General features: G+C 72.3%; 25 protein-coding genes and 1 pseudogene. 22 read left to right on the top strand and 4 right to left on the bottom strand.

From position 1 onward, the window contains the following. Positions 1-25: 25 nt before the first annotated feature. Positions 26-1249, bottom strand: coding sequence for an amidohydrolase family protein (locus VNL12_RS01125; protein WP_325590795.1), 1224 nt, complete (start codon positions 1247-1249; stop codon positions 26-28). Between the two features lie 281 nt (positions 1250-1530). Here VNL12_RS01125 and VNL12_RS01120 point away from each other — a divergent pair, with 281 nt between their 5' ends. The 12 genes from VNL12_RS01120 to VNL12_RS01065 all read left to right on the top strand — a co-directional run bounded on the left by VNL12_RS01120 (position 1531) and on the right by VNL12_RS01065 (position 11570). Continuing rightward, positions 1531-1692 carry a hypothetical protein gene (locus VNL12_RS01120; protein WP_325590794.1) on the top strand — a complete coding sequence of 54 codons (162 nt, stop codon included), beginning with the start codon at positions 1531-1533 and terminating at the stop codon, positions 1690-1692. A 130-nt stretch (positions 1693-1822) separates the two neighbouring features. Continuing rightward, positions 1823-2437, top strand: a complete 615-nt coding sequence (locus VNL12_RS01115; protein WP_325590792.1) for a cysteine hydrolase family protein — start codon at positions 1823-1825, stop codon at positions 2435-2437. After that, positions 2428-4089 (top strand): FadD3 family acyl-CoA ligase, encoded by a 1662-nt coding sequence (locus tag VNL12_RS01110; RefSeq protein ID WP_325590791.1) that lies wholly within the window; start codon positions 2428-2430, stop codon positions 4087-4089. Before VNL12_RS01115 ends, VNL12_RS01110 begins: the two co-directional genes overlap by 10 nt. A gap of 44 nt (positions 4090-4133) precedes the next feature. Further along, on the top strand, positions 4134-4667 hold the full coding sequence (locus tag VNL12_RS01105) for a DoxX family protein (RefSeq protein WP_349257773.1): 534 nt from the start codon (positions 4134-4136) through the stop codon (positions 4665-4667). Then, positions 4664-5371, top strand: coding sequence for a TetR family transcriptional regulator (locus VNL12_RS01100; protein WP_325590788.1), 708 nt, complete (start codon positions 4664-4666; stop codon positions 5369-5371). Before VNL12_RS01105 ends, VNL12_RS01100 begins: the two co-directional genes overlap by 4 nt. Positions 5372-5505: 134 nt before the next feature. Next, entirely contained in the window at positions 5506-6477 is a 972-nt protein-coding gene (locus VNL12_RS01095; RefSeq protein ID WP_325590787.1) for a TIGR03619 family F420-dependent LLM class oxidoreductase, read from the top strand. Continuing rightward, positions 6477-7256 carry an SDR family oxidoreductase gene (locus tag VNL12_RS01090; RefSeq protein WP_325590828.1) on the top strand — a complete coding sequence of 260 codons (780 nt, stop codon included), beginning with the start codon at positions 6477-6479 and terminating at the stop codon, positions 7254-7256. The genes VNL12_RS01095 and VNL12_RS01090 overlap by 1 nt, the downstream gene beginning before the upstream one ends. A 29-nt stretch (positions 7257-7285) precedes the next feature. After that, on the top strand, positions 7286-7831 hold the full coding sequence (locus tag VNL12_RS01085; RefSeq protein WP_325590785.1) for a DUF2510 domain-containing protein: 546 nt from the start codon (positions 7286-7288) through the stop codon (positions 7829-7831). 9 nt (positions 7832-7840) lie between these two features. Beyond that, positions 7841-8209, top strand: coding sequence for an EthD domain-containing protein (locus VNL12_RS01080; RefSeq protein WP_325590784.1), 369 nt, complete (start codon positions 7841-7843; stop codon positions 8207-8209). Beyond that, positions 8206-8994 (top strand): SDR family NAD(P)-dependent oxidoreductase, encoded by a 789-nt coding sequence (locus VNL12_RS01075; protein WP_325590782.1) that lies wholly within the window; start codon positions 8206-8208, stop codon positions 8992-8994. The genes VNL12_RS01080 and VNL12_RS01075 overlap by 4 nt, the downstream gene beginning before the upstream one ends. Before the next feature lie 207 nt (positions 8995-9201). After that, complete coding sequence (locus tag VNL12_RS01070) at positions 9202-10728, top strand: MFS transporter (RefSeq protein ID WP_414654834.1); 1527 nt, start codon at positions 9202-9204, stop codon at positions 10726-10728. A 47-nt stretch (positions 10729-10775) separates the two neighbouring features. After that, positions 10776-11570, top strand: a complete 795-nt coding sequence (locus VNL12_RS01065; protein ID WP_325590778.1) for a hypothetical protein — start codon at positions 10776-10778, stop codon at positions 11568-11570. Between the two features lie 53 nt (positions 11571-11623). On the opposite strand, the gene VNL12_RS01060 is transcribed toward VNL12_RS01065, so the two are convergent. Then, on the bottom strand, positions 11624-12331 hold the full coding sequence (locus VNL12_RS01060; RefSeq protein ID WP_325590777.1) for a helix-turn-helix transcriptional regulator: 708 nt from the start codon (positions 12329-12331) through the stop codon (positions 11624-11626). A 243-nt stretch (positions 12332-12574) separates the two neighbouring features. On the opposite strand from VNL12_RS01060, the gene VNL12_RS01055 reads away from it, so the two are divergent. From VNL12_RS01055 to VNL12_RS01025, 7 genes are all read left to right on the top strand, one after another. Continuing rightward, positions 12575-13777 carry an amidohydrolase family protein gene (locus VNL12_RS01055; protein ID WP_325590775.1) on the top strand — a complete coding sequence of 401 codons (1203 nt, stop codon included), beginning with the start codon at positions 12575-12577 and terminating at the stop codon, positions 13775-13777. A 196-nt stretch (positions 13778-13973) separates the two neighbouring features. Continuing rightward, positions 13974-14528, top strand: a complete 555-nt coding sequence (locus VNL12_RS01050) for a hypothetical protein (RefSeq protein ID WP_325590773.1) — start codon at positions 13974-13976, stop codon at positions 14526-14528. 147 nt (positions 14529-14675) lie between these two features. After that, on the top strand, positions 14676-16136 hold the full coding sequence (locus tag VNL12_RS01045; protein ID WP_325590771.1) for an aldehyde dehydrogenase family protein: 1461 nt from the start codon (positions 14676-14678) through the stop codon (positions 16134-16136). Positions 16137-16353: 217 nt separating this feature from the next. Next, positions 16354-17421 carry a Zn-dependent alcohol dehydrogenase gene (locus tag VNL12_RS01040; RefSeq protein ID WP_325590769.1) on the top strand — a complete coding sequence of 356 codons (1068 nt, stop codon included), beginning with the start codon at positions 16354-16356 and terminating at the stop codon, positions 17419-17421. A gap of 10 nt (positions 17422-17431) precedes the next feature. Further along, a complete protein-coding gene (locus VNL12_RS01035; protein ID WP_325590767.1) occupies positions 17432-18427 on the top strand; it encodes a cyclase family protein in 996 nt (331 codons plus the stop codon). Between the two features lie 30 nt (positions 18428-18457). Continuing rightward, on the top strand, positions 18458-18697 hold the full coding sequence (locus tag VNL12_RS01030; protein WP_325590765.1) for a type II toxin-antitoxin system prevent-host-death family antitoxin: 240 nt from the start codon (positions 18458-18460) through the stop codon (positions 18695-18697). Further along, on the top strand, positions 18694-19116 hold the full coding sequence (locus VNL12_RS01025; protein WP_325590763.1) for a type II toxin-antitoxin system VapC family toxin: 423 nt from the start codon (positions 18694-18696) through the stop codon (positions 19114-19116). Before VNL12_RS01030 ends, VNL12_RS01025 begins: the two co-directional genes overlap by 4 nt. 195 nt (positions 19117-19311) lie before the next feature. Here VNL12_RS01025 and VNL12_RS01020 read toward each other — a convergent pair whose 3' ends face one another. Further along, on the bottom strand, positions 19312-20358 hold the full coding sequence (locus VNL12_RS01020) for an ice-binding family protein (protein ID WP_325590826.1): 1047 nt from the start codon (positions 20356-20358) through the stop codon (positions 19312-19314). 326 nt (positions 20359-20684) lie between these two features. On the opposite strand from VNL12_RS01020, the gene VNL12_RS01015 reads away from it, so the two are divergent. Next, positions 20685-22229 (top strand): AMP-binding protein, encoded by a 1545-nt coding sequence (locus VNL12_RS01015; RefSeq protein WP_325590761.1) that lies wholly within the window; start codon positions 20685-20687, stop codon positions 22227-22229. Between the two features lie 31 nt (positions 22230-22260). On the opposite strand, the gene VNL12_RS01010 is transcribed toward VNL12_RS01015, so the two are convergent. After that, a complete protein-coding gene (locus VNL12_RS01010; RefSeq protein ID WP_325590759.1) occupies positions 22261-23214 on the bottom strand; it encodes an EamA family transporter in 954 nt (317 codons plus the stop codon). Between the two features lie 110 nt (positions 23215-23324). Here VNL12_RS01010 and VNL12_RS01005 point away from each other — a divergent pair, with 110 nt between their 5' ends. Continuing rightward, on the top strand, positions 23325-24239 hold the full coding sequence (locus VNL12_RS01005) for an SDR family NAD(P)-dependent oxidoreductase (protein WP_325590757.1): 915 nt from the start codon (positions 23325-23327) through the stop codon (positions 24237-24239). A 21-nt stretch (positions 24240-24260) separates the two neighbouring features. After that, positions 24261-24932, top strand: a pseudogene (locus tag VNL12_RS01000) (hypothetical protein); the annotation flags it as partial.

The following is a 24932-nucleotide window of genomic DNA, read 5'->3' as shown; positions in this document are numbered from 1 at the left end:
TCGACGCCGGGACGACGCGCGGGGTTCAGGACCGCGCCCCGACCGGGGTGCGCTCGCGATCGAGGTCGAGCGCCAGCATGCGGATCGCGTTGCCCCGCATGATCTTGTAGACGTCCTCGTCGGCCACGCCGAGCATCAGCTCGGTCGCGACCTCCTTGGTGTTCGGCCACGTGGAGTCGGTGTGGGGGTAGTCGGTCTCGAAGGTGATGTTGTCGACCCCCACCTTGTCGAGCGAGTCGATCCCGTGCTGGTCGCGGAAGAAGCAGCCGAACATGTTGCGGTAGTAGTACGAGCTGGGCGGCTCGGGGATGAGGTCCTTGACGCCGCCCCACGCCCGGTGCTCGCTCCACACGTCGTCGACCCGCTCGAGGATGTAGGGGATCCAGCCGATCTGACCCTCGGAGTAGGCCAGCTTCAGGCTCGGGTACGTCACCAGGTTGCCGCTGAAGAGCCAGTCGCTCATCGAGGCCATGGCGTTGTTGAACGACAGGGAGGCGGCGACCGCGGTGGGCGCGTCGGGTGAGGTCGCCGGCATGCGCGACGACGACCCGATGTGCATGTTGATGGTGGTCTCGGTCTCCTCGCAGGCGGCGAAGAACGGGTTCCAGAAGCCGCTGTGGATCGACGGCAGCCCGAGGTGAGCGGGGACCTCGCTGAAGCACACGGCGTGGACGCCGCGCTCAGCGTTGCGGCGCACCTCGGCCGCGGCCAGCTCGGCGTCCCAGAGCGGGATGATGATCAGCGGGATGAGGGCGCCGTCGGAGTCGCCGCACCACTCCTCGACCATCCAGTCGTTGTAGGCCTTCACGCACGCCAGGCCCAGGTCGCGGTCATTGGCCTCGGTGAAGGTCTGGCCGCAGAAGCGGGGGAGCGTCGGGAAGCAGAGCGACGCCTCGACGTGGTTCATCTCCTGGTCGGCGACCCGGGCCTTGGGGTCGTAGCACCCGGGCCGCATCTCGTCGTAGGTCATGGGCGTCATGGTCATCTCGTCGCGGCTGTAGCCGACGGCGGCGACGTGGCGCTTGTGGATGTAGACGAGGTCGCCGAACACCCAGCAGTCGGCGGGGCGGCCGTCGTCGGTGAACTCCTGGGAGTAGGTGCCGCCGCCGACGTGCGCCATGTCGCCGACCCTCCGCCGCTCGACGCGTGGACCCTCGGCCCGGAAGCGCTCGGGCAACCACGTCTGCCAGACGTGGGCGGGCTCGACGACGTGATCGTCGACGCTGATGATCTTCGGCAGCTCGCCCATGCGCGGCGCTCCTCTCGGTCCCTGAGGACCGAAATCTGACGGACCGTCAGATCGTACACGCCGGTTCGGGCGGTCCGCCTCGGGCAACACGTCCGGCGTCGGGCCCGGCCTTGGCGGGAGGTGCGGGGACATGCCGTGACGGCCGTGCACTTCGGTATCACCCTCGGCCAGCTCAACCCGGCGTTCTTCGAGGAGGTACCACCGAGGCCGACCGGCTCAGGTTCGAGTCGGTCTGGCTGCCTGAGCACCTCGTGTTCTCGTTGCGGGTCGAGGGTCAGCTGGTGCCCGGCGAGGAGCACCCGCCGGTGCCACCCACGGTGCCCATCTTCGATGCCTGCGCCTACCTCTCGTATCTGGCGGCGCGCACCGAGCGCACCCCTTGGCGCCGCAGCCGTGACGCCGTCGACGGCCCCGAGCGCCTCGCACACTTCCTTTGGGGCTGACCCGCCGAGCCCCCCGACGTTGCGTCGCTGCGTCGCGGTCGACGAGACGCCGCGACGCAGCTCCGGGGTCGGGGCATCGGGTCGGGGCATCGGCGGGTGCCTGACAGGGCGTCAGATAGCCTCCGCCTCGATGCCCCTCGACCTGGCCGACCTGGTGCACCCCGATCGCTGCGCGGTGGTCACCTCGGAGATCCAGTCCGGGGTCGTGGGCGAGGGTTCGGCCCTGCCCGAGCTGGCCGCGGCCGCGGGTCCCATGGTCACCGCCGTCGCCCGGCTGTGCGCCGCGGCCCGTGCCGCGGGGGCACCGGTCGTCCACTGCACCGCCGCCCGCCGGGCCGACGGTCAGGGCTCGAACACCAACGCCCGCCTCTTCGCCGGTGTCCGCAAGAGCCCGGTGGCCCTGCTGCCGGGGTCACCCGAGGCGTCGGTCGTGCCTGCCCTCGGCCCGGAGCCGACGGATCTGGTGCTGGCCCGGCTCCACGGTCTCTCCCCCATGGCGGGCACCGACCTCGACCCGGTGCTGCGCAACCTGGGGATGACCACGGTGATCGTCACCGGCGTGTCGGTGAACGTGGCCGTGACGAACCTGGTGATGGACGCGGTGAACCTCGGCTACCAGGTGGTGGTGCCCCGCGACGGCGTCATCGGCATACCCGCCGCCTACGGCGAGGCGGTCATCGACGGCACCCTCGCCCTGCTGGCCACCGTCACCACCGTCGACGAGGTGGTGACAGCGTGGACCTGAACCCCGAGGACCCGGTGGGCGACGAGCTCGAGCTGCGGGCCGACGAGCGGTGGGGCACCACCGCCCAGCTGGCCCTCGACGCCGCCGTCCGCTTCGGCGCCGCCGAGGCGATCGTGGACGGCGACGTCCGCCTGTCGTTCGCGGCGCTGGCCGAGCAGGTGGGCGGGGCCACCGCCGCGTTCGTGGCCGCCGGGCTCGAACCTGGCGACCGCGTGGCGATCTGGGCGCCCAACTGCTGGGAGTGGGTGGTAGCGCTGCTCGGCATCCACTCCGCGGGCGGGGTCGTGGTGCCCCTCAACACCCGCTACAAGGGGGGCGAGGCGGCGTGGATCCTGTCTCGCAGTCGGGCCCGCTTCCTCGTCACCGTCGACGGCTTCTTGGGCAACGACTACGTCGGGATGCTCGCCGGCCACGACCTCCCACACCTGGAGCGCACCATCGTCGTCCGCGACCCGGCACCGCAGGGCACCACGGTGTGGTCGGACTTCGTGGCCGAGGGCGGCGCCGCCGATGAAGCCCACGTGACCCGCCGGCGCGACGCCGTCGGCCCCGACGACCTCTCCGACATCATCTTCACCTCGGGCACCACCGGGAAGCCCAAGGGAGTCGAGACCACCCACGCCCAGAGCCTGCGGGCCTTCGACATCTGGGCCGACGTGGTGGGCTTGTGCGAGGGCGACCGCTACCTCATCGTCAACCCCTTCTTCCACACCTTCGGCTACAAGGCCGGCATCCTCGCCTGCCTGATCACGGGGGCCACGATGGTGCCGCTGCCGGTCTTCGACGTCGAGGCGGTGATCGCCACCATCGACGCCGAGGCCATCTCGGTGGTCCCTGGCCCACCCGCGCTGTACCAGACGATCCTCAACCACCCCGCTCGGGCGGGCATGGACACCTCGCACCTGCGCCTCGCCGTCACCGGTGCGGCGCCGGTGCCGGTGAGTCTGGTCGAGCGGATGCGCACCGACCTCGGCTTCGACACGGTGCTCACCGCCTACGGCCTCACCGAGACCACCGGCGTGGTGTCGATGTGCCGACCCGACGACGACGCTCTGACCATCTCGACCAGCTCGGGTCGGGCCATTCCCGGCGTCGAGGTGCGCATCGTCGACGACCACGGTGGCGAGGTGCCCCGAGGCCAGCCCGGCGAGATCGTCGTGCGCGGCTTCAACGTGATGCGGGGCTACTTCGAGGACCGGGAGAGGACCGCCGAGGCCATCGACGCCGAAGGTTGGCTCCACACCGGCGACGTGGGCGTGATGGACCACCGTGGCTACATCGACATCACCGACCGCACCAAGGACATGTTCATCTGCGGCGGGTTCAACGCCTACCCGGCCGAGATCGAGTCGACGCTCTCCGAGCACCCTGCGGTGGCCCAGGCGGCCGTGGTGGGAGTGCCCGACGAGCGCATGGGCGAGGTCGGCTTCGCCTGGCTGGTGCCCGCCGCCGGCGTTCCGCCCCCGAGCGAGGCCGACGTCGTGGCCTGGACCCGCGAGCGGATGGCGAGCTTCAAGGCACCCCGCCACGTGCGCTGGACCGATGCCCTGCCGCTCAACCCGAGCGGGAAGATCCAGAAGTTCGTGCTGCGCGACGACGCCGCGGCCGCTCTTGCACCCCCGACCGACCCCCAGCCCGGAGCTCCCTCGTGACCCCATCCCTGCTCGCCCTCCTCGCCGACGTGGACGTCGACGCGATCGGCTCCTATGACGCCATCAGCGTGGGGTTGTTGATCCTGCGGGTCGTCACCGGCCTGAGCGTGGCCGCCCACGGCTGGAACAAGTTCTTCGGCGGCGGGAAGATCCCCGGCACCGCCAACTGGTTCGAGGGCATGGGCATGCGGCCCAACGGCAAGGTCCACGCCATCCTCGCGGCGTCGACCGAGCTCGGCGGCGGCGTGCTCTTCGCCGTCGGGCTGCTCACCCCGCTGGCCGCCGCGGGCATCGTCGGCCTCATGGTGGTCGCGGGGTGGACCACACACCGCGACAAGGGCTTCTTCATCGTCAAGGGCGGCTGGGAGTACAACCTGATCCTGGCCACCGTCGCCGTCGGCGTGGCCACCATCGGCCCCGGGCGGTACTCCCTCGACTGGGTCGCGGGCATCGAGCCCGCGTTCGACCCCAACCTCGGCCTCGCGGTCTCGGCGGGGCTCGGCATCGTCGCCGGGGTCGGGCTCCTGGCGGCTTGCTACCGGCCGCCGGCCCCCGAGCCGGACGACGGTGGGACGTGACCGGCCCACCGTCGGAGATCGACCCGTCGGAGGACGGAGATCCAGAGCCGACGCCCGAGGACCTACGGGCCGCCGACGGCCGCCGCCCCGGTCGCCGGGGCCTGGCCACCCGCCAGCGCCTGCTCGAGTGCACCGCCACCATGCTCGGCACCGGCGCGTACCGCGAGCTGAAGGTGGTCGACATCGCCCGCGACGCGGGCACCAGCCCGGCGACCTTCTACCAGTACTTCGCCGATGTCGAGAGCGCGGTCGTGGTGCTGGCCGAGGAGATGGCGGCCCAGGGCAAGCGCTTCGGCGACCACGTCCGGGCCAGCCCGTGGCGGGGCAAGCGGGGCTACGCCGCGGCCGAGGCGCTGGTGGACGAGATCATCGGCTTCTGGGAGGAGCACCGTGTCGTGTTGCGCGTGGTCGACCTGGCCACCGACGAGGGCGACGCGCGCTTCGCCAACGTCCGCACCCGGCTCCTCAACGACCTCAACAACGCTCTCGCCCACGTCATCGGGGAGATGCACGCCAGCGGTCGCGTGCCCGACGACGTCGACCCGCAGGCCACCGCCGGGGTGCTGGTGTCCATGCTGGTGCACGTCTCGGCCCACCGCTACGGCTTTGAGTTCTGGGGCGTGCGCACCGCGGACCTGCGCACCGCCATGGCCCGCATCGTGTACTGGTCGGTCTCCGGCCAGAAGCCCCCGATCCAAGGTTGATCCGAGCGGGGTGGGGGGGCCGGCGTCCCTGTTCTGGCCACCCTGCTGTGCCGCTGAGGCACAGCAGCGCCTGCAGAACGCCACAGTGGGGGCCAAAAGTGAAACGCGTTCTAGTCCTGACGTAGGCTCCGGCCGTGGCCGCCGTCCTCGCCCCCGACCGGCTCGTCGTCGGGATGCAGCTCCCGGTGCAGGCTCAGAGCACCGTGTTCGTCGAGCCCTGGGAGGCCTCCGCCGGTGCGCCCGAGCTGGCCGCCATCGCCCGCGCTGCGGACGAGGCCGGCCTCGGGTACCTGGCGGTGTGCGACCACGCCGCGGTGCCCGTCGAGCAGGTGCCGGCGATGAGCGCGGAGTGGTGGGACACCGTCGCCACCCTGGCGTGGCTGGCGGGCATCACCGAGCGGGTCCGTCTCGTGTCCCACGTCGCGGTGCCCGCCTACCGCCACCCCCTGGTCGTGGCCAAGGCGTGGGCGACGCTCGACGTCGTCTCCGGTGGGCGGGCCGTGCTCGGCGTGGGCGCCGGCCACGTCGAGGGCGAGCTCGTCGTCCTGGGCGTCGACTTCGCGGCGCGCGGCGCCCTGCTCGACGAGGCCATCGACGCCCTGCGGGCCTGCTTCGCCGCCGAGGTGCCCACCCACGACGGCGAGGAGTGGAGCTTCTCGGGCCTCGCCCAGCGGCCTCGTCCAGTCCAGCCCGGCGGCCCGCCGATCTGGGTCGGGGGGTCATCGATCCCTGCCATCCGTCGAGCCGCCCAGCGGGGCGACGGGTGGCTGCCCCAAGGTCCCCTGTCGCCCGAGGTCGTCGACCGCCTGCGCGCCGAGATGGTGGCCGCCGGGCGCGGGGGCGAGGCCTTCGACCTGGGCGCCCTGGCCGGCCCGATCTACGTCGGCGAGCCCGACTGGGACGTCGGGCGGGCCATCACCGGCCCCCCCGAGAAGGTCGCCCACGTCCTTTCGCGGCTCGCCGGTTTCGGGGCGGTGCAGGTGCAGGTCCGGCCCCGCTCCCGCTCGGCGGCCGAGATGGTCGACCAGCTCGGCCGCCTCGGCACCGAGGTCCTGCCCCTGCTGGCCGAGGTGCGTCCCCGGCCCCTCTTCGACGGAGGTCCGTGATGCTCTTCGCCGGCAAGGTCGCCATCGTCTCGGGCTCCGGCCCCGGCCTGGGTCGGGAGGTGGCCCTCGGCCTGGCCCGGGAGGGAGCCGACGTCGTCGTCGCCGCCCGCCGGGCCGACGGGGTGGCCAAGGTCGCGGCCAAGGTCGAGGCCCTGGGCCGCCGGGCGTTGCCGGTGACCTGCGATGTCACCGACCCCGACGCCTGCAACGCGCTCGCCGACCAGGCCGTCGCCGAGCTGGGCGGCGTCGACATCCTGGTGGCCAACGCGTATCACGACGGCGACTTCAGCACCGTGCTCGACGCCGATCTCGAGGCGTGGCGCACCACCATCGACGTCAACCTCTTCGGCGCCGTGCACATGACCCGGGCCGTCGCACCGCACATGGTGGCGCGGGGCGGGGGGCGCATCGTGATGGTCAACACCATGTCGACCGAGCGCATCGCGCCCGGGTTCGGCATCTACTCGGCGTCCAAGGCGGCCCTGAAGTCCATCACCAAGACCCTTGCCCGCGAGCTGGGGGCCGACGGCATCAGGGTGAACGGCGTCCACCCCGGCTACATCTGGGGCCCGTCGGTGGAGTGGTACTTCCGCCACCAGGCCACCGAGAGGGGCATCACCCCCGAGGAGGTCTACGCCGAGGTCGCGGCCCAGACGTCGCTCGGCTACCTGCCCGACGCGGCGGAGATCGCCGGGGTGGTGCTGCTGCTCGCCTCGGACCTGGCCCGCTGCGTCACCGGCCAGGCCCTGGGCGCCAACGCCGGCCAGTGGTTCCACTGAGACACCGGCCCGAGGGGTAAGGAGGGTCGATGGACGCTGCTGTCGACATCCGCCCGACCTACAACCCGCTCGGCTTCGCCGCCGCCGCGGCGCCGATCCGGGCCCACGTGGCCGGCCAGGGGCCCTTCCGCCTGGAGTGGAACCAGGTGCTGCGGGTGCCGGTGCCCCCGGGAGAGGTGATGGTGGTCATCTGGTCGGCCTGGCTGACCAAGAAGTTCATGGGCACCAGCCACGCCCTGCTCCAGATCGAGGGCGGCCAGCAGGTGGGCCTGGAGTGGAAGATGCCCCAGACCGTCTTCGGCAAGGGCAAGCTCACCGCGGCCCCGCTGGGGCCGGCGGTGCGCCTGGCCGGCCTCGACGCGACCGACGTCCCGCCCGACCCCGGGCCCCGCCAGCTCTCCGCACCCCACCCGGTGGAGCCGCTGGTCGAGATGGCCGCGACCGCGCCCACGGGTGGCGCGTGGCACCCCGATCCGACCGGTCGCCACCCGTACCGCTGGTGGGACGGCTCCCGGTGGACCGAGTCCGCCTCCGACGGCACCAACACCTTCTCCGACCCCGTCCCCGGCCTCTGAGGTCCTGTCGTGATCGTCCTGCACGCCCTGCTCGTCCGCCGGTCGGACCTGACCCACGAGGAGTTCCTCGACTACTGGCACGGGTCCCACGGTCCGCTCATCCGCGACAACCCGAACCTCGCCCGCCACGTCGTTGCCTACGCCCAGCACCCGCTCACGCCGTCGGCGGGGGGGCTCGGCCTAGACGGCTACGACGGCGTCACCGTGCAGGTCTTCGCGGACTGGGCCGCGTTCAAGGCCTTCGTCACCGAACCCGACGCCCGGCTGATGGATGCCGACATGGAGAGCTTCCTCGACGTGTCGGGCCTGCGGGTCGCCGTCACCGAGGGAACCGTGTCGGTCATCGGGGAGGCCACCGCCGGGGTGGTGGCGACGTGATCCCTGACCTCTCGGGACGGGTCGTGCTCGTCACCGGCGGTGGGTCGGGCATCGGCGCCGAGGTCTGCCGCCGCTTCGCCGCCGGCGGGGCGAAGGTCGCGGTGCTGGATCGCGACGCGGCGACCGCGGCGGCGGTGGCGGCCGAGGTCAACGGTCTGGCCATCACCGCGGACGTGGCCGAGCCCGAGGCCGTGGACGCCGCCGTGGCCACCACCCGTGACGAGCTGGGCGGCCTCACCGACCTGGTGGCCAACGCCGGGCTGGGACGGGCCAAGGGGTTGTGGGACTACACCGACAAGGAGTTCGCGCTCATCGTGGGCGTCAACCTCACCGGGACGTTCAACTGCATGCGGGCCGCCATCCCGGTCATGCTGGCCGGGGGCGGGGGCAGCGTGGTCAACGTGGCCTCGCTCACCGGTGTACGCCCGACGATGGGGGAGGGCCCGTACTCGGCGGCCAAGGCCGGGGTCATCGCCCTCACCGCTTCGGGCGCCCTCGAGGCGGCGCCCACGGTGCGGGTCAACTGCGTGGCGCCCGGCATGATCCGCACGCCGCTGACCCAGATGGTGACCGACACGCCCGAGTGGCTGGCCGGGGCCGAGGCGGGCACCCCGCTGGGCCGGGTCGGCGAGGCCCACGAGGTGGCTGACGTCGTGGTCTTCCTCGCGTCGGACGCCGCGTCCTACATCACCGGCCAGACGATCGTGGTCGACGGTGGCAGCATCCTGCCCAGCCTCCAGTCCGACGCGCTCCTGCGCGCCATCGCCGGAGGCGCTCCCGGCTGAGCGCGGCGACGAGTCGCCGACGTTGGACCATGTCCGCGACCGACGCATGTCCGCCACCACGGTGGACCCCGGTCCAAAACTCGCAGCGAGGTGACCGACGGGTCGTGCCAACGATGGACCCATGGCCGCCGTCACGGTGGACTTCGGTCCAAAGCTCGCGACGCGGGCCGGTGCGACCGGCTGCGGGCCGCCGTATCGTCACCGCGCATGGTCGAGGCCGCGAGCGGGGAGCTGCGGAGCGACTCGGCGGCCGGACGGTGGGTGATCCTGACCACGGTGCTCGGCGCTGGGATGGCGTTCCTCGACGGCACCGTGGTCAACATCGCCCTGCCCCGCATCGGGCAGGACCTCGACGCCTCCTTCGCCGGGCTGAGCTGGATCGCCAACGGCTACCTGCTCACCCTGGCCTCGTTGATCCTCGTCGGCGGAGCGGTGGGCGACCGCGTGGGTCGGCGCCGGACCTACCTGGCCGGCGCCGTCGGCTTCGCCCTCGCCTCCCTCCTGTGCGCGCTGGCCCCGTCGGTGGAGGGGCTCGTCGCCGCACGCCTGCTCCAGGGTGTCGGCGGCGCCTTCCTCGTGCCCGGCAGCCTGGCGTTGATCCAGACCAGCTTCCACCCCGACGACCGGGCCAAGGCCATCGGCGCGTGGGCGGGTCTCGCCGGCGTCACCACCGCCATCGGCCCGTTCCTGGGTGGGTGGCTGGTCGAGGTGGCGTCGTGGCGCTGGGTGTTCCTGCTCAACCTGCCTCTGGCCGTCGTCGTGGTCGTGGTCGGCCTCCGGCACCTGCCCGAGTCGCGTGACCCCACCGTCGTGGGCCGACCCGACCTCGCCGGTGCCGCCCTGGGGGTGCTGGGCCTCGCCGGGGCCACCTACGGCCTGATCGAGGAGAACGTCCCGATCGGCGTGCTGGGACTGGCGGTGCTGGTGGCCTTCGTGGTGGCCGAGGGACGCAACGCCCACCCGATGATGCCGCTGTCGGTGTTCCGGTCGCGCCAGTTCAGCGGGGCCAACGGCGTCACCTTCGCGGTGTACGGCGCGCTGGGCGCGGTCCTCTTCCTGCTGAGCCTGGTGCTCCAGGTGGCTCTCGGCTACTCGCCGCTGGCGGCGGGATCGGCCACCGTGCCGCTCACCCTCGTCATGCTCGCCCTCTCGTCGCGCAGCGGTGCGCTGGCCCGGCGGATCGGCCCCCGCATCCCGATGACGGTCGGGCCGTCGGTGATCACGGTGGGCCTGCTGCTGATGCTGCGCATCGAGGTCGGGGGCAGCTACGTCACCCAGGTGCTGCCGGCCCTGCTGGTGTTCTCAGCGGGGTTGGTGACCACCGTGGCCCCCCTCACGGCCACGGTCCTCGCGGCGACGGACGAGCGCCACGCCGGCGTGGCGTCGGGCATCAACAACGCCGTGTCGCGCACCGCCGGCCTCCTTGCGGTGGCGGCCCTGCCGCTGGTCGCGGGATTCGACGCCAGCGGCTCCGTGGGCCCCGCCGCGTTGCTCGACGGCTTCCACCGGGCCGTGTTGGTGGGCGCGGGTTTGACCGCGGTGGGGGCCGCCGTTGCGGCGCTGACCATCCGCGCCGACGTGCTCGTCATCGACGGCGACGGCGACGGCGACCAGGGGGTCGCCGTGCCGTCCGGGGCCGGGGAGGGCGAAGCTGCGCCCGAGCCGTGCTTCCACTGCGCGGTGTCGGGCACGCCGCCACCGGTCGAGCGTCCATCAGCCACGATGGCCGACTAGAACGGGTTCTCGTCAGACCGACCGAACGAGGGCACGAGGAGAGGCACGTGGCGCAGGACGTGGGCAGCGGCAAGAGCCGACGGGGGCTCCCGGTGGAGCTGGGTGGCGCCCTGGTCACCCTGGTCGAGCCGCACGCCGGCCACGAGGTGGCCTACAACCGCTGGTACGAGCGCGACCACTTCTACGCCGGGTGCATGCTCGGCGCGTGGACCATCTCCGGCGCCCGCTTCGTCGCCACCCGGGGCTTGAAGGACCTCCGCGCGGCCGACTCCACCGTGGCCCCCGATCCTCTCGACGGCTCGTACCTCTCGCTCTACTGGATCGCGGCGGGGAAGTTCGGCGAGTGGATGGACTGGGGCACCCGGCAGGTCAAGTGGCTCATCGACGAGGATCGGATGTTCCCGCACCGCGAGCACACCCACACGGTGATGTACCGCTTCCACTCCGAGATCCCGGGGCGCGATGACGCAGTGCCCGTCGAGCTGGCGCTCGACCACCGGTCGCCGTCGCTGGTGATGACCGTCGTCGATCGGGCCGGGGGAGTCGACTCCGCGGCCGTGGCCGAGTGGTGGGGCGACCGGCACCTCGGCGCCGAGGTCACCGCCGTGCTCGAGCCGGTGCCGATGCCCGGCGACGCCCCGAGCGACGTGCCCGTCGAGCGCACCGGCGACCGCACCCTGCTGCTGGCCTTCGTCGACCACGACGTGGCCGAGACGTGGGCCGACCGCTGGGCGGACCTCCCCGCCGGGCTGGCCGAGGCCGGTCTCGGCTCGGTCGCGTTCCTCTCCCCGTTCACGGGCACCATCCCCGGCACCGACACCTACGCCGACCAGCTCCGCTGAACACGTGCCGCTTCACCTTTGAGCGGTTGACGTCGCTGGGAGCGGTCAACCGCTCAAGGTTCGCCGCCCGGTCGACTCAGGCGGATGCGGTACGCGCAGGTGGGGTCGCCGGCGAGGACGTGTGCGGAGCGCTCGACGGTGACATCGTCGCCCAGGACCCGGCGGAACAGCTCGAGCTCGCCCCAGCACAGCCCGGCGCAGGAGCGGGCGGCGGCGCCGATGGGGCAGTGGCGCTCGACGAGGAGCAGGTCGCCGTCGTCGTCGAGCACGTCGGCCTCGTAGCCCTCGGCCGACCGCCGCCGGGCCAGCGCCTCGACCTGGGCGCGGAGCCCCCCGCCGGTCGGCATCTCGGCGCGGTAGGAGCTCTCCTGGGCTGCGACGCGCGCCGCCACCACCCGGTCCAGGGCCTCCGCGCCCAGCTCGGAGCCGATGGCGTCGAGCAGGGCCACCGACAGCTCGGCGTGGGAGTCGGGGAACAGCGGCCCGGCGGCGGGCGTCAGGTGCCACCCGAGCGGCGGGCGTCCGGGCCCGGTTGCCGCCCGTACCCGGCTCTCGACCAGGCCCGCCTCAGCGAGGGCGTCGAGGTGCTGGCGGACGGCGTTGCCGGTGACCCCCAGCGCCTCGGCCAGCACCGGCGCAGTCGAGCCCGGGCGCCGCTTGAGCAGGTCGAGCACGGCGCGCCGGGTGCCGCCCAGTGGGAGCGCCACCGGGGTAGCGGCGGGAACGACGGTCCCCGGGCGGGCGGTGGCGGGCACGGGCATCACCTTCACGGTACCGGCACCGCCGACGGGCCCAGCCGACCGGCAACGTTGCCCCCGAACCGGTGATCGGCCGGCATGTCCTGACGTGCTCGGTGGTCCAACGGGGTCGTCCCCCAGCAGGCCGCTCACGCCACCTAGACGAGAGGGCGGAGACGGCCACGTAGGTGGCCACCGGTTCGGCCGCCCGGGACGGCCCGACCGAGGACCTGACGGACCGTCAGGTACGGGGGTAGCCTCCCGACCATGGCTTTCTCGGACGACGACTTCCCGAAGATCATCTCGGTCGACGACCACGTGATCGAGCCGGCCCACGTCTGGCAGGACCGGCTGCCGGCCAAGTACCGCGACGTCGGTCCCCGCGTGGTGCAGGAGCGCGGCACCATGGCTTTCGTCGGCGGGGTGTTCAGCTATGAGCCCGACCCCGACGGCCAGCTCGGCGACTGGTGGGTCTACGAGGACAAGAAGATCCCCCAGACCCGCCTGTCGGCCGCCGCCGGCTTCGACCGCGACGAGGTCAAGGTCATCGGCATCACCTACGACGAGATGCGCGACGGCTGCTACGACCCCGCGGCCCGCCTGGCCGACATGGACATGAACTGGACCGAGGCGCAGATGAGCTTCCCGTCGTTCCCCCGGTTCTGCGGCCAGACCTTCAAGGAGGCCCAGGACATGGAGCTGGCCGACCTCTGCGTCAAGGCCTACAACGACTGGATGGTCGAGGAGTGGTGCGGCGAGTCCGACGGTCGCCTCATCCCGCTGACCATCATCCAGCTGTGGGACGCCGAGCTGGCGGCGGCCGAGATCCGCCGCAACGCCGCCCGCGGGGTGCGAGCCGTCTGCTTCAGCGAGATCCCCCCGTACCTCGACCTGCCCAGCATCCACACCGACCACTGGGAGCCGTTCTTCCGGGCCTGCGCGGAGACCGGCACGGTGATCAACATGCACATCGGATCCTCGTCACGGATGCCCTCGACATCGACCGATGCCCCCGCCGCGGTGGGCTCGACGCTCACCTTCGGCAACGCCATGAGCTCGATGACCGACTGGCTGTTCTCGGGGTGGCTGGCCCGTCTTCCCGACCTCAAGATCGCCTACAGCGAGGGCCAGATCGGCTGGATCCCCTACATCCTCGAGCGGGCCGACAAGGTCTGGGAGGACAACCGGGGCTGGGGCGGAGTGTCCGACCTCGTCGCCGAGCCGCCGAGCACCTACTACTACCGCCAGGTCTACGGATGCTTCTTCGATGACGAGTACGGCCTCGACAACATCGAGAAGTGCGGGGTGGGCAACATCTGCTTCGAGACCGACTACCCGCACTCGGACTCGACCTGGCCCCATTCCCGCGACACGGCCCAGAAGCTGATGGGCCACCTGCCCGACGACCTCCTCCGGCGCCTCGTGCGGGGCAACGCCATCGAGATGCTGGGCCTCGACCTCGCGCCCTGAGCTGGGCGCGCCGCCCCGAGGAGCTTCGTATGGAGGTGTGCCACCGGGGACGACATCCTTACGACGTTCGACCGTCGCGCCGGCGATGAGCATAAACGAGAACGCGTTACAGTCCGTCCACGCCCTGCGGGACGACGGAACGACGTGGAGTTCGGCATCTTCAACGGGATGTACGTGCCGGCCTCGATGCGCGGCGGTGACCGAGCGCATCCACCTGGGCTCGGGGATCTTCAACATCACCCCGCCGGTGAACCACCCGTTCCGCACCGCCGAGAAGGTGGCGATCCAGCACGCCGAGCCGGTGGGTGGCTTCGTCAACGACAACGTGATGGTGACCTCGTCGATGCTCTGCCTGGAGGACGGGGCGCGGGCCCGGGAGCTCATGCTCGGAGCTCGTGGCCACTACCACCAGGGCCTGCTGTACCGGTACCTCGACACCTTCCCGAGTCCGGCGGGGACGCCGGAGTGGCCCGAGCTGGGCCCGCCGTTGACCGCGGCCGAGGTGGAGATGGCCGTCCAGGTGGGGGAGTGGGCCATCGGCGACCCTGACGAGGTCAGCCGGGTGGTGCAGCGCTGGGAGGACGTCGGGGCCGACCAGCTCACCTTCGGCATGCTCTCCCAGGAGCTGCCGATCGAGGAGGTGGTCGCGGCCACCGAGCTGTTCGGTCGCGAGGTCATCCCCCGCTTCGACACGGAGCCCGACCACCGCACCGTCCGGCTGCGGCGCGAGCAGGCGACCGTCGCCCGCTGACGCAACGCCGCGCGCCCGGTGCGACGGCTGATCGTCGACCTCACCTATAACGGTGTCATCGCTTCGGAGGAGCGACACTGGACACCCGGAGGCCGGGGATCGCCCGGCCTCCCTGGCGCGCAGTAGAACGCGTTACAGTTCGGCGCCGTGACCCTTGCGACCGACCACGACTACCGGCTGCTCATCGGGGGCGAGTGGGTCAGCGCCACCGGCGGCTACGAGGTGGTGAACCCGGCCACCGAGGAGCTGGTCGGCATCGCTCCCAACGCCTCGGTCTCGGAGGCCCAGGACGCGTGCGCCGCGGCCCGCGCCGCCCAGAAGGCATGGGCGGCGGTGCCCATGGAGGAGCGCTGCGCCCTGCTGGCCAAGGTGGCCGACATCATCGACGCCCGTCGCGACGAGCTGGTGGCGCTCACCCAGGCCGAGACCGGCGCCACCATGCGGGTGGCGAAGTCCATGCAGGTGCCCCAGGCCGCGGCCCGGTTCCGCTACTACGCCCAGCCAACGGAGGTCCTCGTGCCGCTGCCGCCGGCGATCATGCCGGCGACGCCCCTGGCGCCGGGCGGCATCGTGGGCGCCGTCGAGCACCGGGCTCCTGTCGGCGTGGTCGCCTGCCTGGCCGCCTACAACTTCCCGATCACCAACATGGCCGGGAAGATGGCCCCTGCCCTGGCCATGGGCAACACCGTGGTGGTCAAGCCACCGGTGCAGGACCCGCTGGGCACGATCCGGCTCTGCGAGGCCTTCGAGGAGGCCGGCTTCCCGCCCGGGGTCGTGAACGTGGTGGTCGGTGACACCGTTGCCACCGCCGAGGCCATCACCACCTCGCCCGACGTGGACATGATCTCCTTCACCGGCTCCACCGCGGTGGGCTGTCGTATCGCCGAGGTGGCCGGCGGGCAGATGAAGCGCCTGCTCCTCGAGCTGGGCGGCAAGGGCGCCGCCATCGTGTTCGACGACGCCGATGTGGAGATGGTGCTGGCCCAGGTGTCGAGCACCTGGACGTTCCACTCCGGTCAGATCTGCACCTCGCCGACCCGTCTGGTGGTCCAGCGCGACCTCTACGACGAGGTCGTCGGGAAGCTGGCCGCCATGGCCGGCCACCTGAAGGTCGGCGACCCGCTCGAGCGCGACACCGTGCTGGGTCCGGTCATCACCGCCGCCCACCGCGACCGGGTCGAGGGTCACGTCGCCTCGGCCCTCGCCGAGGGCGCCACTGCGGCCGCCGGCGGCGACCGACCCGAGCGGGACAGGGGCTTCTACGTGGCCCCGACCCTCCTGGTCGACGCCACCAACCAGATGGCGGCCGCACGCGAGGAGATCTTCGGGCCCGTCATCGTGGCGCTGCCGTTCGACGACCCCGACGAGGCCGTGGCCACCGCCAACGACAGCCCCTACGGCCTGTACTCCTATGTCTTCTCCGGCGACACCGGGCGGGCCATGGCCGTGGCCCAGCGCCTCGAGTCCGGCAACGTGGGCATCAACACCCTGCAGCGCAACCACGAGGCCGCGTTCGGGGGCTTCAAGTACTCCGGCGTGGGACGCGACGGCGGTCAGTGGGGCCTCCACGCCTACAGCGAGATGCAAAGCATCATGTGGGCGGGATGAGTTTCGTCGTCACTCGCTCGCTGCGCTCGCTCCGTTCCGACGAGTTTGGTCGTGTCGCCTCCGGCGACTCTGCTTCGGCTTCGCCGACCGGCAAGCCGGATCGGCTGCGCCCTTCCTGGGGGAGACCCCCAGACCCCCAGCGGCTGCGCCGGCCCCCACCCGTTCGAGATCGTTTCACCGGTGCTGACAAACGGGTCGTCGAAGAGAGGACGCTGACATGAAGGGGATTGTCTGGACGGGGGAGCTGGAGGTGCGGGATGACGTGGAGGTGCGCGACGTGCGGGCGGACGAGGTGCGGGTACGGGTGCACAACGCGGGGCTGTGCCACAGCGACGTGTCGGTGGTGAACGGCACCATCCCGTTCCCGACGCCCGTCGTGCTCGGCCACGAGGGCGCCGGCGTGGTCGAGGCGGTGGGCGACGCGGTGAACAAGGTGGCCGTCGGCGACCACGTGGTGGTCACCACCATGGGCTTCTGCGGGCGGTGCTCGGCCTGCGCTCGTGGGCTGCCGTCGCACTGCCGCGAGGGGTACGGCAAGCTGCGGGCCCCGTTCACCGTCGGCGGTAACAAGGCCTTCCAGTTCGCCAACGCCGGTGTCTTCGCCGAAGCCACGGTGGTCAAGGAGAACCAGGCGGTGGTGATCGACCCCGACGTACCGCTGGCCTCGGCCTGCCTCATCGGCTGCGCGGTGGTCACCGGTGTGGGCGCCGTGCTGAACCGGGCCCGGCCCACCCACGGTCAGTCCGCCGCGGTCATCGGCGTCGGCGGGATCGGCCTGAACGTGCTCCAGGGCCTCCGCCTGGCGAACGCTCTGCCCATCATCGCCGTCGACGCCAACCCGGCCAAGGAAGCGGCAGCTCGCGCCTTCGGCGCCACCCACTTCGTCACCGCCGGCCCCGAGGTCGACACCGTCGCCGCCATCACGGAGATCGCGCCCGGCGGCGTCGACCACGCCTTCGAGTGCGTTGGTCACCCGGCCCTCATCCGCACCGCCATCGACAGCCTCGACTGGGGCGGTCAGTGCATCTTGCTGGGCGTGCCCAAGCTGGGCACCGAGGCCAGCTTCGTGGTGCAGGGCCTCTACAACGACAAGTCGATCATGGGCTGCCGTTACGGTTCTGTGCGCCCCCACCACGACATCCCCATGTTCGTCGAGCTCTACCAGGCGGGGCGGCTGATGCTCGACGAGCTGGTGTCGTCCACCTTCCCCATCGAGGGGGTCGACGACGCGCTCGAGGCCATGCACGCGGGCAGGGTCAACCGGGCCGTCCTCGACCTGATCTGATCGGGCGTCGATGATCCCTCCCGGTGCCGCCGGACGCGACGTGGCGTCGCCGACGCTCCCGTCCCACGTCGAGGAGGTCCGGGCCCGGGTCTCCAACTGGGGTCGGTGGGGCGACGACGACCAGCGGGGCTGCGCCAACCTGCTCGACGCGGCGGCCGCCCGACGGGGCTCGGTGTCGGTCCGCACCGGGGAGCGGTTCTCCCTCGCCCTGGACCTCGGTCCCGACGGTCCCCAGGTGGGCCAGCCCGCACACCGCACCAACCCCACCCTCGAGATGCTCATCGTCAACCAGCGGGACCGCCACGCCCCCGGGGTGTGGGTGTCGAGCGACGACGCCGTGCACATGTCGACCTGTGCCGGCACCCACATCGACACCCTCGCCCACGTCGCCTACGACGGGTTGCTCTGGAACGGCTTCCCGGCCTCGTCGATCTCGACCGAGACCGGCGCGACCGTGTGCGGGGCCGAGACGCTCAGCCCGATCGTGACGCGGGGCATCGTCGTCGACCTGCCCCGGCTGCGAGGGGTCGCCGGCCTCGACGAGATCGACCCGGGCTACGCCGTCGGTGGCGCGGACCTCGACGAGGCCCTCGACGCCGCCGGGCTCACTCCCGAGCCCGGCGACGTGCTGCTGGTGCGCACCGGCGACATCCGCCACCTCCACGCCGGCGACCGGACCCGCTACGCCCTCGGCGACGGGTACCGCTTCCCCGGCCCGTCGCTGGGGTCGGTGGAGTGGATCCACGGCCACGACATCGCCGGGGTCTTCACCGACACCTACGCCTACGAGGCCTTCCCGCCGCCGTCGCCGGACTGGAGCGACACGCTCTGCGTGCACATGCTCCACATCCGCGACATGGGCCTGCTCCAGGGCCAGAGCTGGGACCTCGAGGCGCTGTCGGCCGCCTGCGCGGAGGCCGGTCGGTCCGATGTCCTCCTCGTCGCCGCCCCCGAGCCCATCGTCGGCGCCACCAGCGCCCCCGTCGCCCCTGTGGCCGTCCTGTAAGCCGTGTCTCACGCGTGATACGGTCACGCCGTGACCGACGTCTCCATCCGCGACCTGCGCAACAAGGGCGGCGAGATCGTGGATCGCGCCGCCGCGGGGGAGGAGATCACCATCACCCGAGATGGCCTCCCGGTGGCCGAGCTCCGGCCGATCCGTCGCCCTGCGCTGACCGCCCAGGAGCTCACGCGACGGTGGCGTCACCTCCCTCCACTCGACCACGATGCGCTGAGGAGGGACATCGACGCGGTGATCGATCCGTCCCTGTGGTGACCGAGGGCCAAGCCGCTCCGGTCGGTCTGCTCGACACGAGCGTCGTGATCTTCCTCGAACGGATCGACCCGGCGCTGCTCCCCTTCGAGCCCGTGATCTCGGCGGTCACCCTTGCCGAGCTCTCTGTCGGTCCCCTGGTCGCGCGCACCGACGAGGAGCGAACGACCCGTCAGAGCCGCCTCCAGCAGACCGAGACCGACTTCGACCCCGTGCCGTTCGACGCCGTCGCAGCCCGAGCCTTCGGAGCCGTCTCGTCCTCCCTTCGCAGCAGCGGGCGCAACGTCTCAGCACGGACCTACGACGCGATGATCGCGGCGACGGCTCTCGCCCACCGCCTCCCTCTCTACACCTGCAACCCCGATGACGTCCGCGACATCAACGGCCTGGAGGTGGTGGCCGTCCCCGTACCGGGTCCATGAACGCCGGCGTCGGCTCCGGCTCCGGCCAAGTGGGGCCCCACCGAGGCCCGCCACGATCGAACTGGTAGCCGATCTGGGGGTGGGAACACCCGATTCGCCGCCCAGTCCGAAGGGGGAGGGGCGCGCCGGCGGTGGACGAAACCGCCGGGAGGGCGGATCGGGCTCGGGCCCGCCCGCACCGTACCCAGCCCTCGATCATCGCCCGGTCGGGCGCCCGTCGGCCTGCGCCACGCGCCGTGAAGCGATCAGCACCACGCCGCCGAGGGCGAAGGTCAACAGGCCAGCGACCACCGGGACCGTGAGGTCCGGGCCGGTGCGGGCCAAGGTCGTGGGAGCACCGGGACCCTCAGGCGTGCCGGGAGCACCGGGACCCTCAGGCGTGCCGGGACCCTCAGGCGTGCCGGGTGCATCGGGCGTGCCGGGTGCATCGGGCGTGCCGGGGGTGGTGCTGGTGGGTGCGGGGGTGGTGCTGGTCGTGCTGGTGGGTCCCGGGGTGGTGCTGGTGGGTCCCGGGGTGGTGCTGGTCGGGCCCGGCTCGATCGTCGTCGTCGTCGGCGGCGGTGCGGCGGCGCACGTCGGCGTGGTGACGTCGTTGGTGTCGAGCGTGACCGCCGCCGTGCGGGCCAGGAGCCGTCCCACCACCGACGCGCCCGTGGTCGCCGTGATGGATTCCTGGGCCAGGACGCTGCCGACGAAGTCGGAGTTCGTCCCGAGCTTCGCCGAGCTGCCGACCTTCCAGACGACGTTGCACCCGGTGCCCTCGCCGATGAGGGCGACGGCGCTGTCCGGGGCGGTGGTGAGCGTGCTGTCGACCTGGAAGATGAACACCGCGTTCGGGTCGCCCTGGGCGTCGAGGGTGAGCGTGCCGGTGATCTGGGCGGCGCCGATGCGGTACACACCGGGCAGCAGCGTCGTCCCGCCGAGCTCGGACGCCACGGGGGTGAAGGGGGTCCGGCCGGCGGCGTCGTTGAATGCTTTGGTCAGGTCGTCCTTGGCCTGGCGCGCCTCTGCGTCGGCGAGGTGGGTCTCTCCGTTCACCAGGCCGGGCGGGAAGCCCGGGGCCGTGCTGCCGGGGTGCACCCCGAGGTCACCGTTGATGACCGACGGGCCGGTGTTGGTGACCGTGGAGCCGGCGAGGATCGCAAAGCTGGTGGCCGTACCGAACCCGACGGGCGCTTCGGCCGCTCCGGCTCCGCTCCCGGCGCCGACGGCGACCGCCATCCCGACGGCGACGGCGACCACGGCGAGCAAACGGGGGAGGCGGGCTCGACGAGCGGAGCGGGGGACCGAACTCGCTCTCCATCGGGGGCTGCGGCCCCGGGTTGGATCCTGGTCAGGGGTCGGGCGCAGTTGAGGGGCCGAGAGTTCGCGCGTCATCTTGTTACCATGGCGCTCCCATCGGCCCGCGACTTCAGCTCTTGAGGGTTTCGGGAAGATCGTCGAGGCCCGGGCGCAGGTGAGGCGACGGACGTTGGTCGCACCGGTTGGCGGAGCGTCGTCCTGGCCTGACGGGCCGTCAGGTGTGCGGGTACGGTCACGTTCCGGACGAACCCGCACACGGAGGATCGATGCTCGAGGGACGCAACCTGTGGGAGCTGGTCGAGGCGCGGGCGGCGGCCAGCCCCGACGCGGTGATGACGGTCGACGAGACGGGTCAGTCCGTCACCTTCGACGAGTACCGAGTGTCGGCCGAGAAGGTCGCCGCCGGGCTCCACTCCGAGGGCGTCGGCGCCGGCGACGTGGTGTCGTGGATCCTGCCCACCTGGCACGGATCGCTGGTGCTCATCGCCGCCCTGGCCCGCCTCGGCGTGGTGCAGAACCCCATCATCCCGATCTACCGCGACCGTGAGGTCGGCTTCGTCACCCGCCAGGCGGGAGCGACCCTGCTGGTGGTGCCGGGTGAGTGGCGCGGGTTCGACTACACCGCCATGGCCGAGCGCATCGCAGCCGACGCCCCCGACCCGCCCAAGATCCTCGTCGCCTCCCGATCTCTGCCCGACGGCGACCCCGACGACCTGCCGCCGGCCCCCGAGCCGCCCGCCACCCGGGCCGACGAGCCGGTCTCCTGGCTCTTCTACACGTCGGGCACGACCGCGGACCCCAAGGGCGCCCGCCACACCGATGCGGACCTGATCCTCACCGCCCGGGGGATGTGCGACCGCATGCTCTGCGTCGAGGGCGACCGGAACCTGATGGCCTTCCCCGTGACCCACATCGCCGGGCCCATCTGGCTGGCGTCCAGCCTCCTCTACGGCCTGGTCAACGTGATCACCGAGGGGTTCGACCCCACCGCCACGCCCGCGTTGGCCTCAAAGGAGGACGTCACCCTGGCCGGCTCGGCGACGTACTTCCACATGGCCTACCTGGCCGCCCAGCGCGCCGCCGGCTCCGAGCCACTCTTCGGGAGCCTGCGCCTCTGCCCCGGCGGCGGTGCGCCCAAGCCCCCGGCCCTCCACGCTGAGGTCAGAGATGAGCTCGGCGGGCTCGGGATCGTGTCGGGCTGGGGCCTCACCGAGGCGCCGATCCTCACCATGGGATCGGCCCTCGACACCGACGACAAGCTGGCCGCCACCGAGGGCCGGGCCATGCCCGGTGTGCTGCTGCGCGCCGTCAGCCTCGACGGGCTGGAGGTCGGCCCGGGCGAGGAGGGGGAGCTGCGGGCCCGGGCTCCCCAGATGATGCGGGGCTACCTCGATGCCGAGCTCGACGCTGATGCCTTCGACGCCGACGGGTGGTTCCGCACCGGCGACCTCGGGGTCATCGACGCCGACGGGTACGTGCGCATCACCGGACGGGTGAAGGACGTGATCATCCGCAAGGGCGAGAACGTCTCCGCGGCTGAGGTCGAGAACCTGCTCTACGAGCACCCCAAGGTGGCCGATGTGGCCGTCATCGGGCTGCCCGACGCGGATCGGGGCGAGATGGTGTGCGCAGTGGTGGCGGGGCCCGTCGGCTCCGATGCCCTCACCTTCGACGAGATGGTCGAGCACCTGCGGGCCCAGGGCCTGCGGACCCACGCCCTGCCCGAGCGGCTCGAGGTGGTCGACGCCATCCCTCGCAACCCCAGCGGCAAGATCCCCAAGCACGAGCTGCGCAAGGTCTACGGCGGCTAGAGCTCGGTCAGAGCGCCACCGGTCAGCACGCTCAGCGCCCGAAGGCGACCAGCAGGACGAGACCGGCCAGGATCACCGCCGAGGACATGAGGCGTCGCGCCCCGAGTCCTTCCTTCAGCACCAGCCAGCCGATGAGCGCTCCGATCACCACCGACGACTCGCGCAGCATGGTGACGTAGCCGACCGGAGCCTCCCGAACGGCGACGAGCACCATCGTGTAGGCCACCGTCGTGCCCAGGCCGCCGGCGACGTTCCGCCGCCACTGCGAGACCAGCAGCGCGGCCCGCCGCCGTCGGCGGGGCTGGGCCAGGTTGAGCGCGGTGATGGCGACGCCCGAGGTGGCCACCGAGCAGAGGGCGTAGGCGACGCCGTCGGTCGAGACCCGGGAGCCGGCCGAGTCGACGAGGGTGTAGCTCGCGATGCAGACCGCGGTGAGCAGGGCGAAGCCCAGGGCGGCACGCTCACCGGCCCGTCGCCTCGCCGTCGCAGGTGAGGACGCGGCGGTCGAAGCGGGCCGGGCGTCGGTCGTCCCGGTCCGGGGCTCGCCCACGTCGCCGAGGACCACGTCGGCGGCGGCGGGCACACCCCGTCCGCCCCGCAGCGAGATCAGCCCCGCCCCGGCGACGGCGATCGCCATCCACGCCGGTACCGGCAGGCGGTCGCCCAGGAACACGACGCTACCGACGGCGGCCAGCACGGCACCGCCGCCCCGCGCCAGGGGGTACGACAGCGAGAAGTCGCCGTGGGTGAACGCCGCCACCAGGCTCTCGATGTAGACGACGTGCACCAGGCCGGTCGCCGCGAGGTAGGGCGCCACCTCCCATCCCGGCGGTCCGACGATCGCCACCGCCGGGATGGCCAGCAGGGCGGCGGCGAGGAACTGCCCCCAGGCGGCCAGGGCACGGTCGCCGCTCGTCTTGATGAGCAGGTTCCACGAGGCGTGGATGACCGCCGAGCCGAGCGCGAGGAGGGTGGCGGCCAGCACGACCGCCGGACGCTACTGCGCCCCCGGTGGGTTTCGAGGCTCCCGCGGGTGACCCCTACGATCTGACGGATCATCAGGAACGCGCACCGGGCGCCACCAGGAGGTCACCCATGGGCATGCTCGACGGCAAGGTCGCCATCGTCACGGGAGCGGGTCGGGGGATCGGCCGGGGTCACGCCATGGAGCTGGCCCGGCACGGCGCGAGGGTCGTGGTGAACGACCTCGGCGGGTCGGTCGGCGGGGAGGGTGCCGGGCGCGACGCGGATGCCACCGTCGCGATCATTGAGGCGCGCGGCGGCGAGGCCGTTGCCAACTACGAGAACGTGGCCGACCACGAGGGGGCCGGGCGAATGGTCGCCCAAGCCGTCGACACCTATGGCCGCCTCGACATCTTGGTGACCAATGCCGGGATCGTGCGCGACGCGGCGATCTGGAACATGAGCGAGTCGGACTTCGACGCCGTCATCGGCGTGCACCTCAAGGGCATGTGGTCGCCGTGCCACCACGCGGCCCGGCACTGGCGCACCGTGAACAAGGAGACCGGCCGGCCCGTCGGCGGCCGGGTCATCACCACGACCTCGGGCGCCGGGCTGGTCGGCAACTTCGGCCAGACCAACTACGCCACGGCCAAGGCCGGCGTGGCCGGCTTCACCCAGACCCTCAGCCTCGAGCTGGGGAGGCTGGGCGTGACCGTCAACGCCGTCGGACCCGCGGCCGCGACCCGCATCACGGCCACCATGCCCGGTGCGCCGCCGGTCATCGAGCCCGACGACGTGGCCCCCGACGAGTGGAACCGCATGGACCCTGCCGTCTCGTCGCCGCTCGTCGCCTGGCTGGCGAGCGACGAGAGCGCGCACGTCACCGGGCAGGTCATCCGGGCCGTGGCCGAGGACATCATCCTCATGACGGGTTGGACCAACGGAGCCCAGATCTCCAACGGCGGCAAGCGGTGGGACGCGACCAAGCTCGGCACCCAGCTCGCCACCGACGTCTTCGGCACCCGCGCCCCCGGCCTGCGCTACTGAGGTTCGCGCGAGGCTCCGTCGATGATCATCGATGACCCCGGCGGGCTCGCTGCGGCCCGGCGCCGCCTGGCCCCCGAGAGCAAGGCTCCTCCGGTGGCGCTCACGTCGATCCCCGCGCGGCGCGGCGCCCGGGTGGTGGTCGTGGTCGGGCCGGGGCTGCTCGCGGCTCAGGCTCAGCGGGGGCTGCTCGCCCTGGCCGGGATCACCGGTGCCACCGTCGTCAACACCGTCGGGGCCAAGGGGCTGTTCCGGTGGGACGACCCGTTGCACGGGGGCACGATCGGCCTGCAGGTCGACGACGCCGCCCCGGCCGAGATCACCACCGCCGACCTGGTGGTGACCACCGGGTTCGACCCGGCTGAGAGCGTCACCCTCACCACGGCCCTCGCGGCGCGGGCGGCGGTCGAGCCCGACGCGGTCATCGACGTGCACCCCGCCCACCTGGCGGTGGCCGCCGGCGGCTGGCCTCCGGCGCAGGTCGCCGGCGGGCGGCCGCCGATCTACGACCGCATCGCCGGGGTGGTCGGACCGCTCTACACCGCCGGACCCGACGCGTCCGGGGCCGTCTTCCCACCGCGAGCAGCCGCCGCCCTGGCCAGCTCGTTGCCCGAGGTCGGGCTCGTGGTCGCCCCGCCGGGACCCACCGGGTTCTGGCTCGGACGCACGTTCCCCACCACCGAGCCCGGGTCGGTG

Source organism: Iamia sp. (assembly GCF_035575815.1).
In the GTDB taxonomy this organism is placed as follows: Bacteria; Actinomycetota; Acidimicrobiia; order Acidimicrobiales; family Iamiaceae; genus Iamia.
Note: the sequence above shows the minus strand (reverse complement) of the source record. Positions and strands in the feature narration are given on the sequence as shown.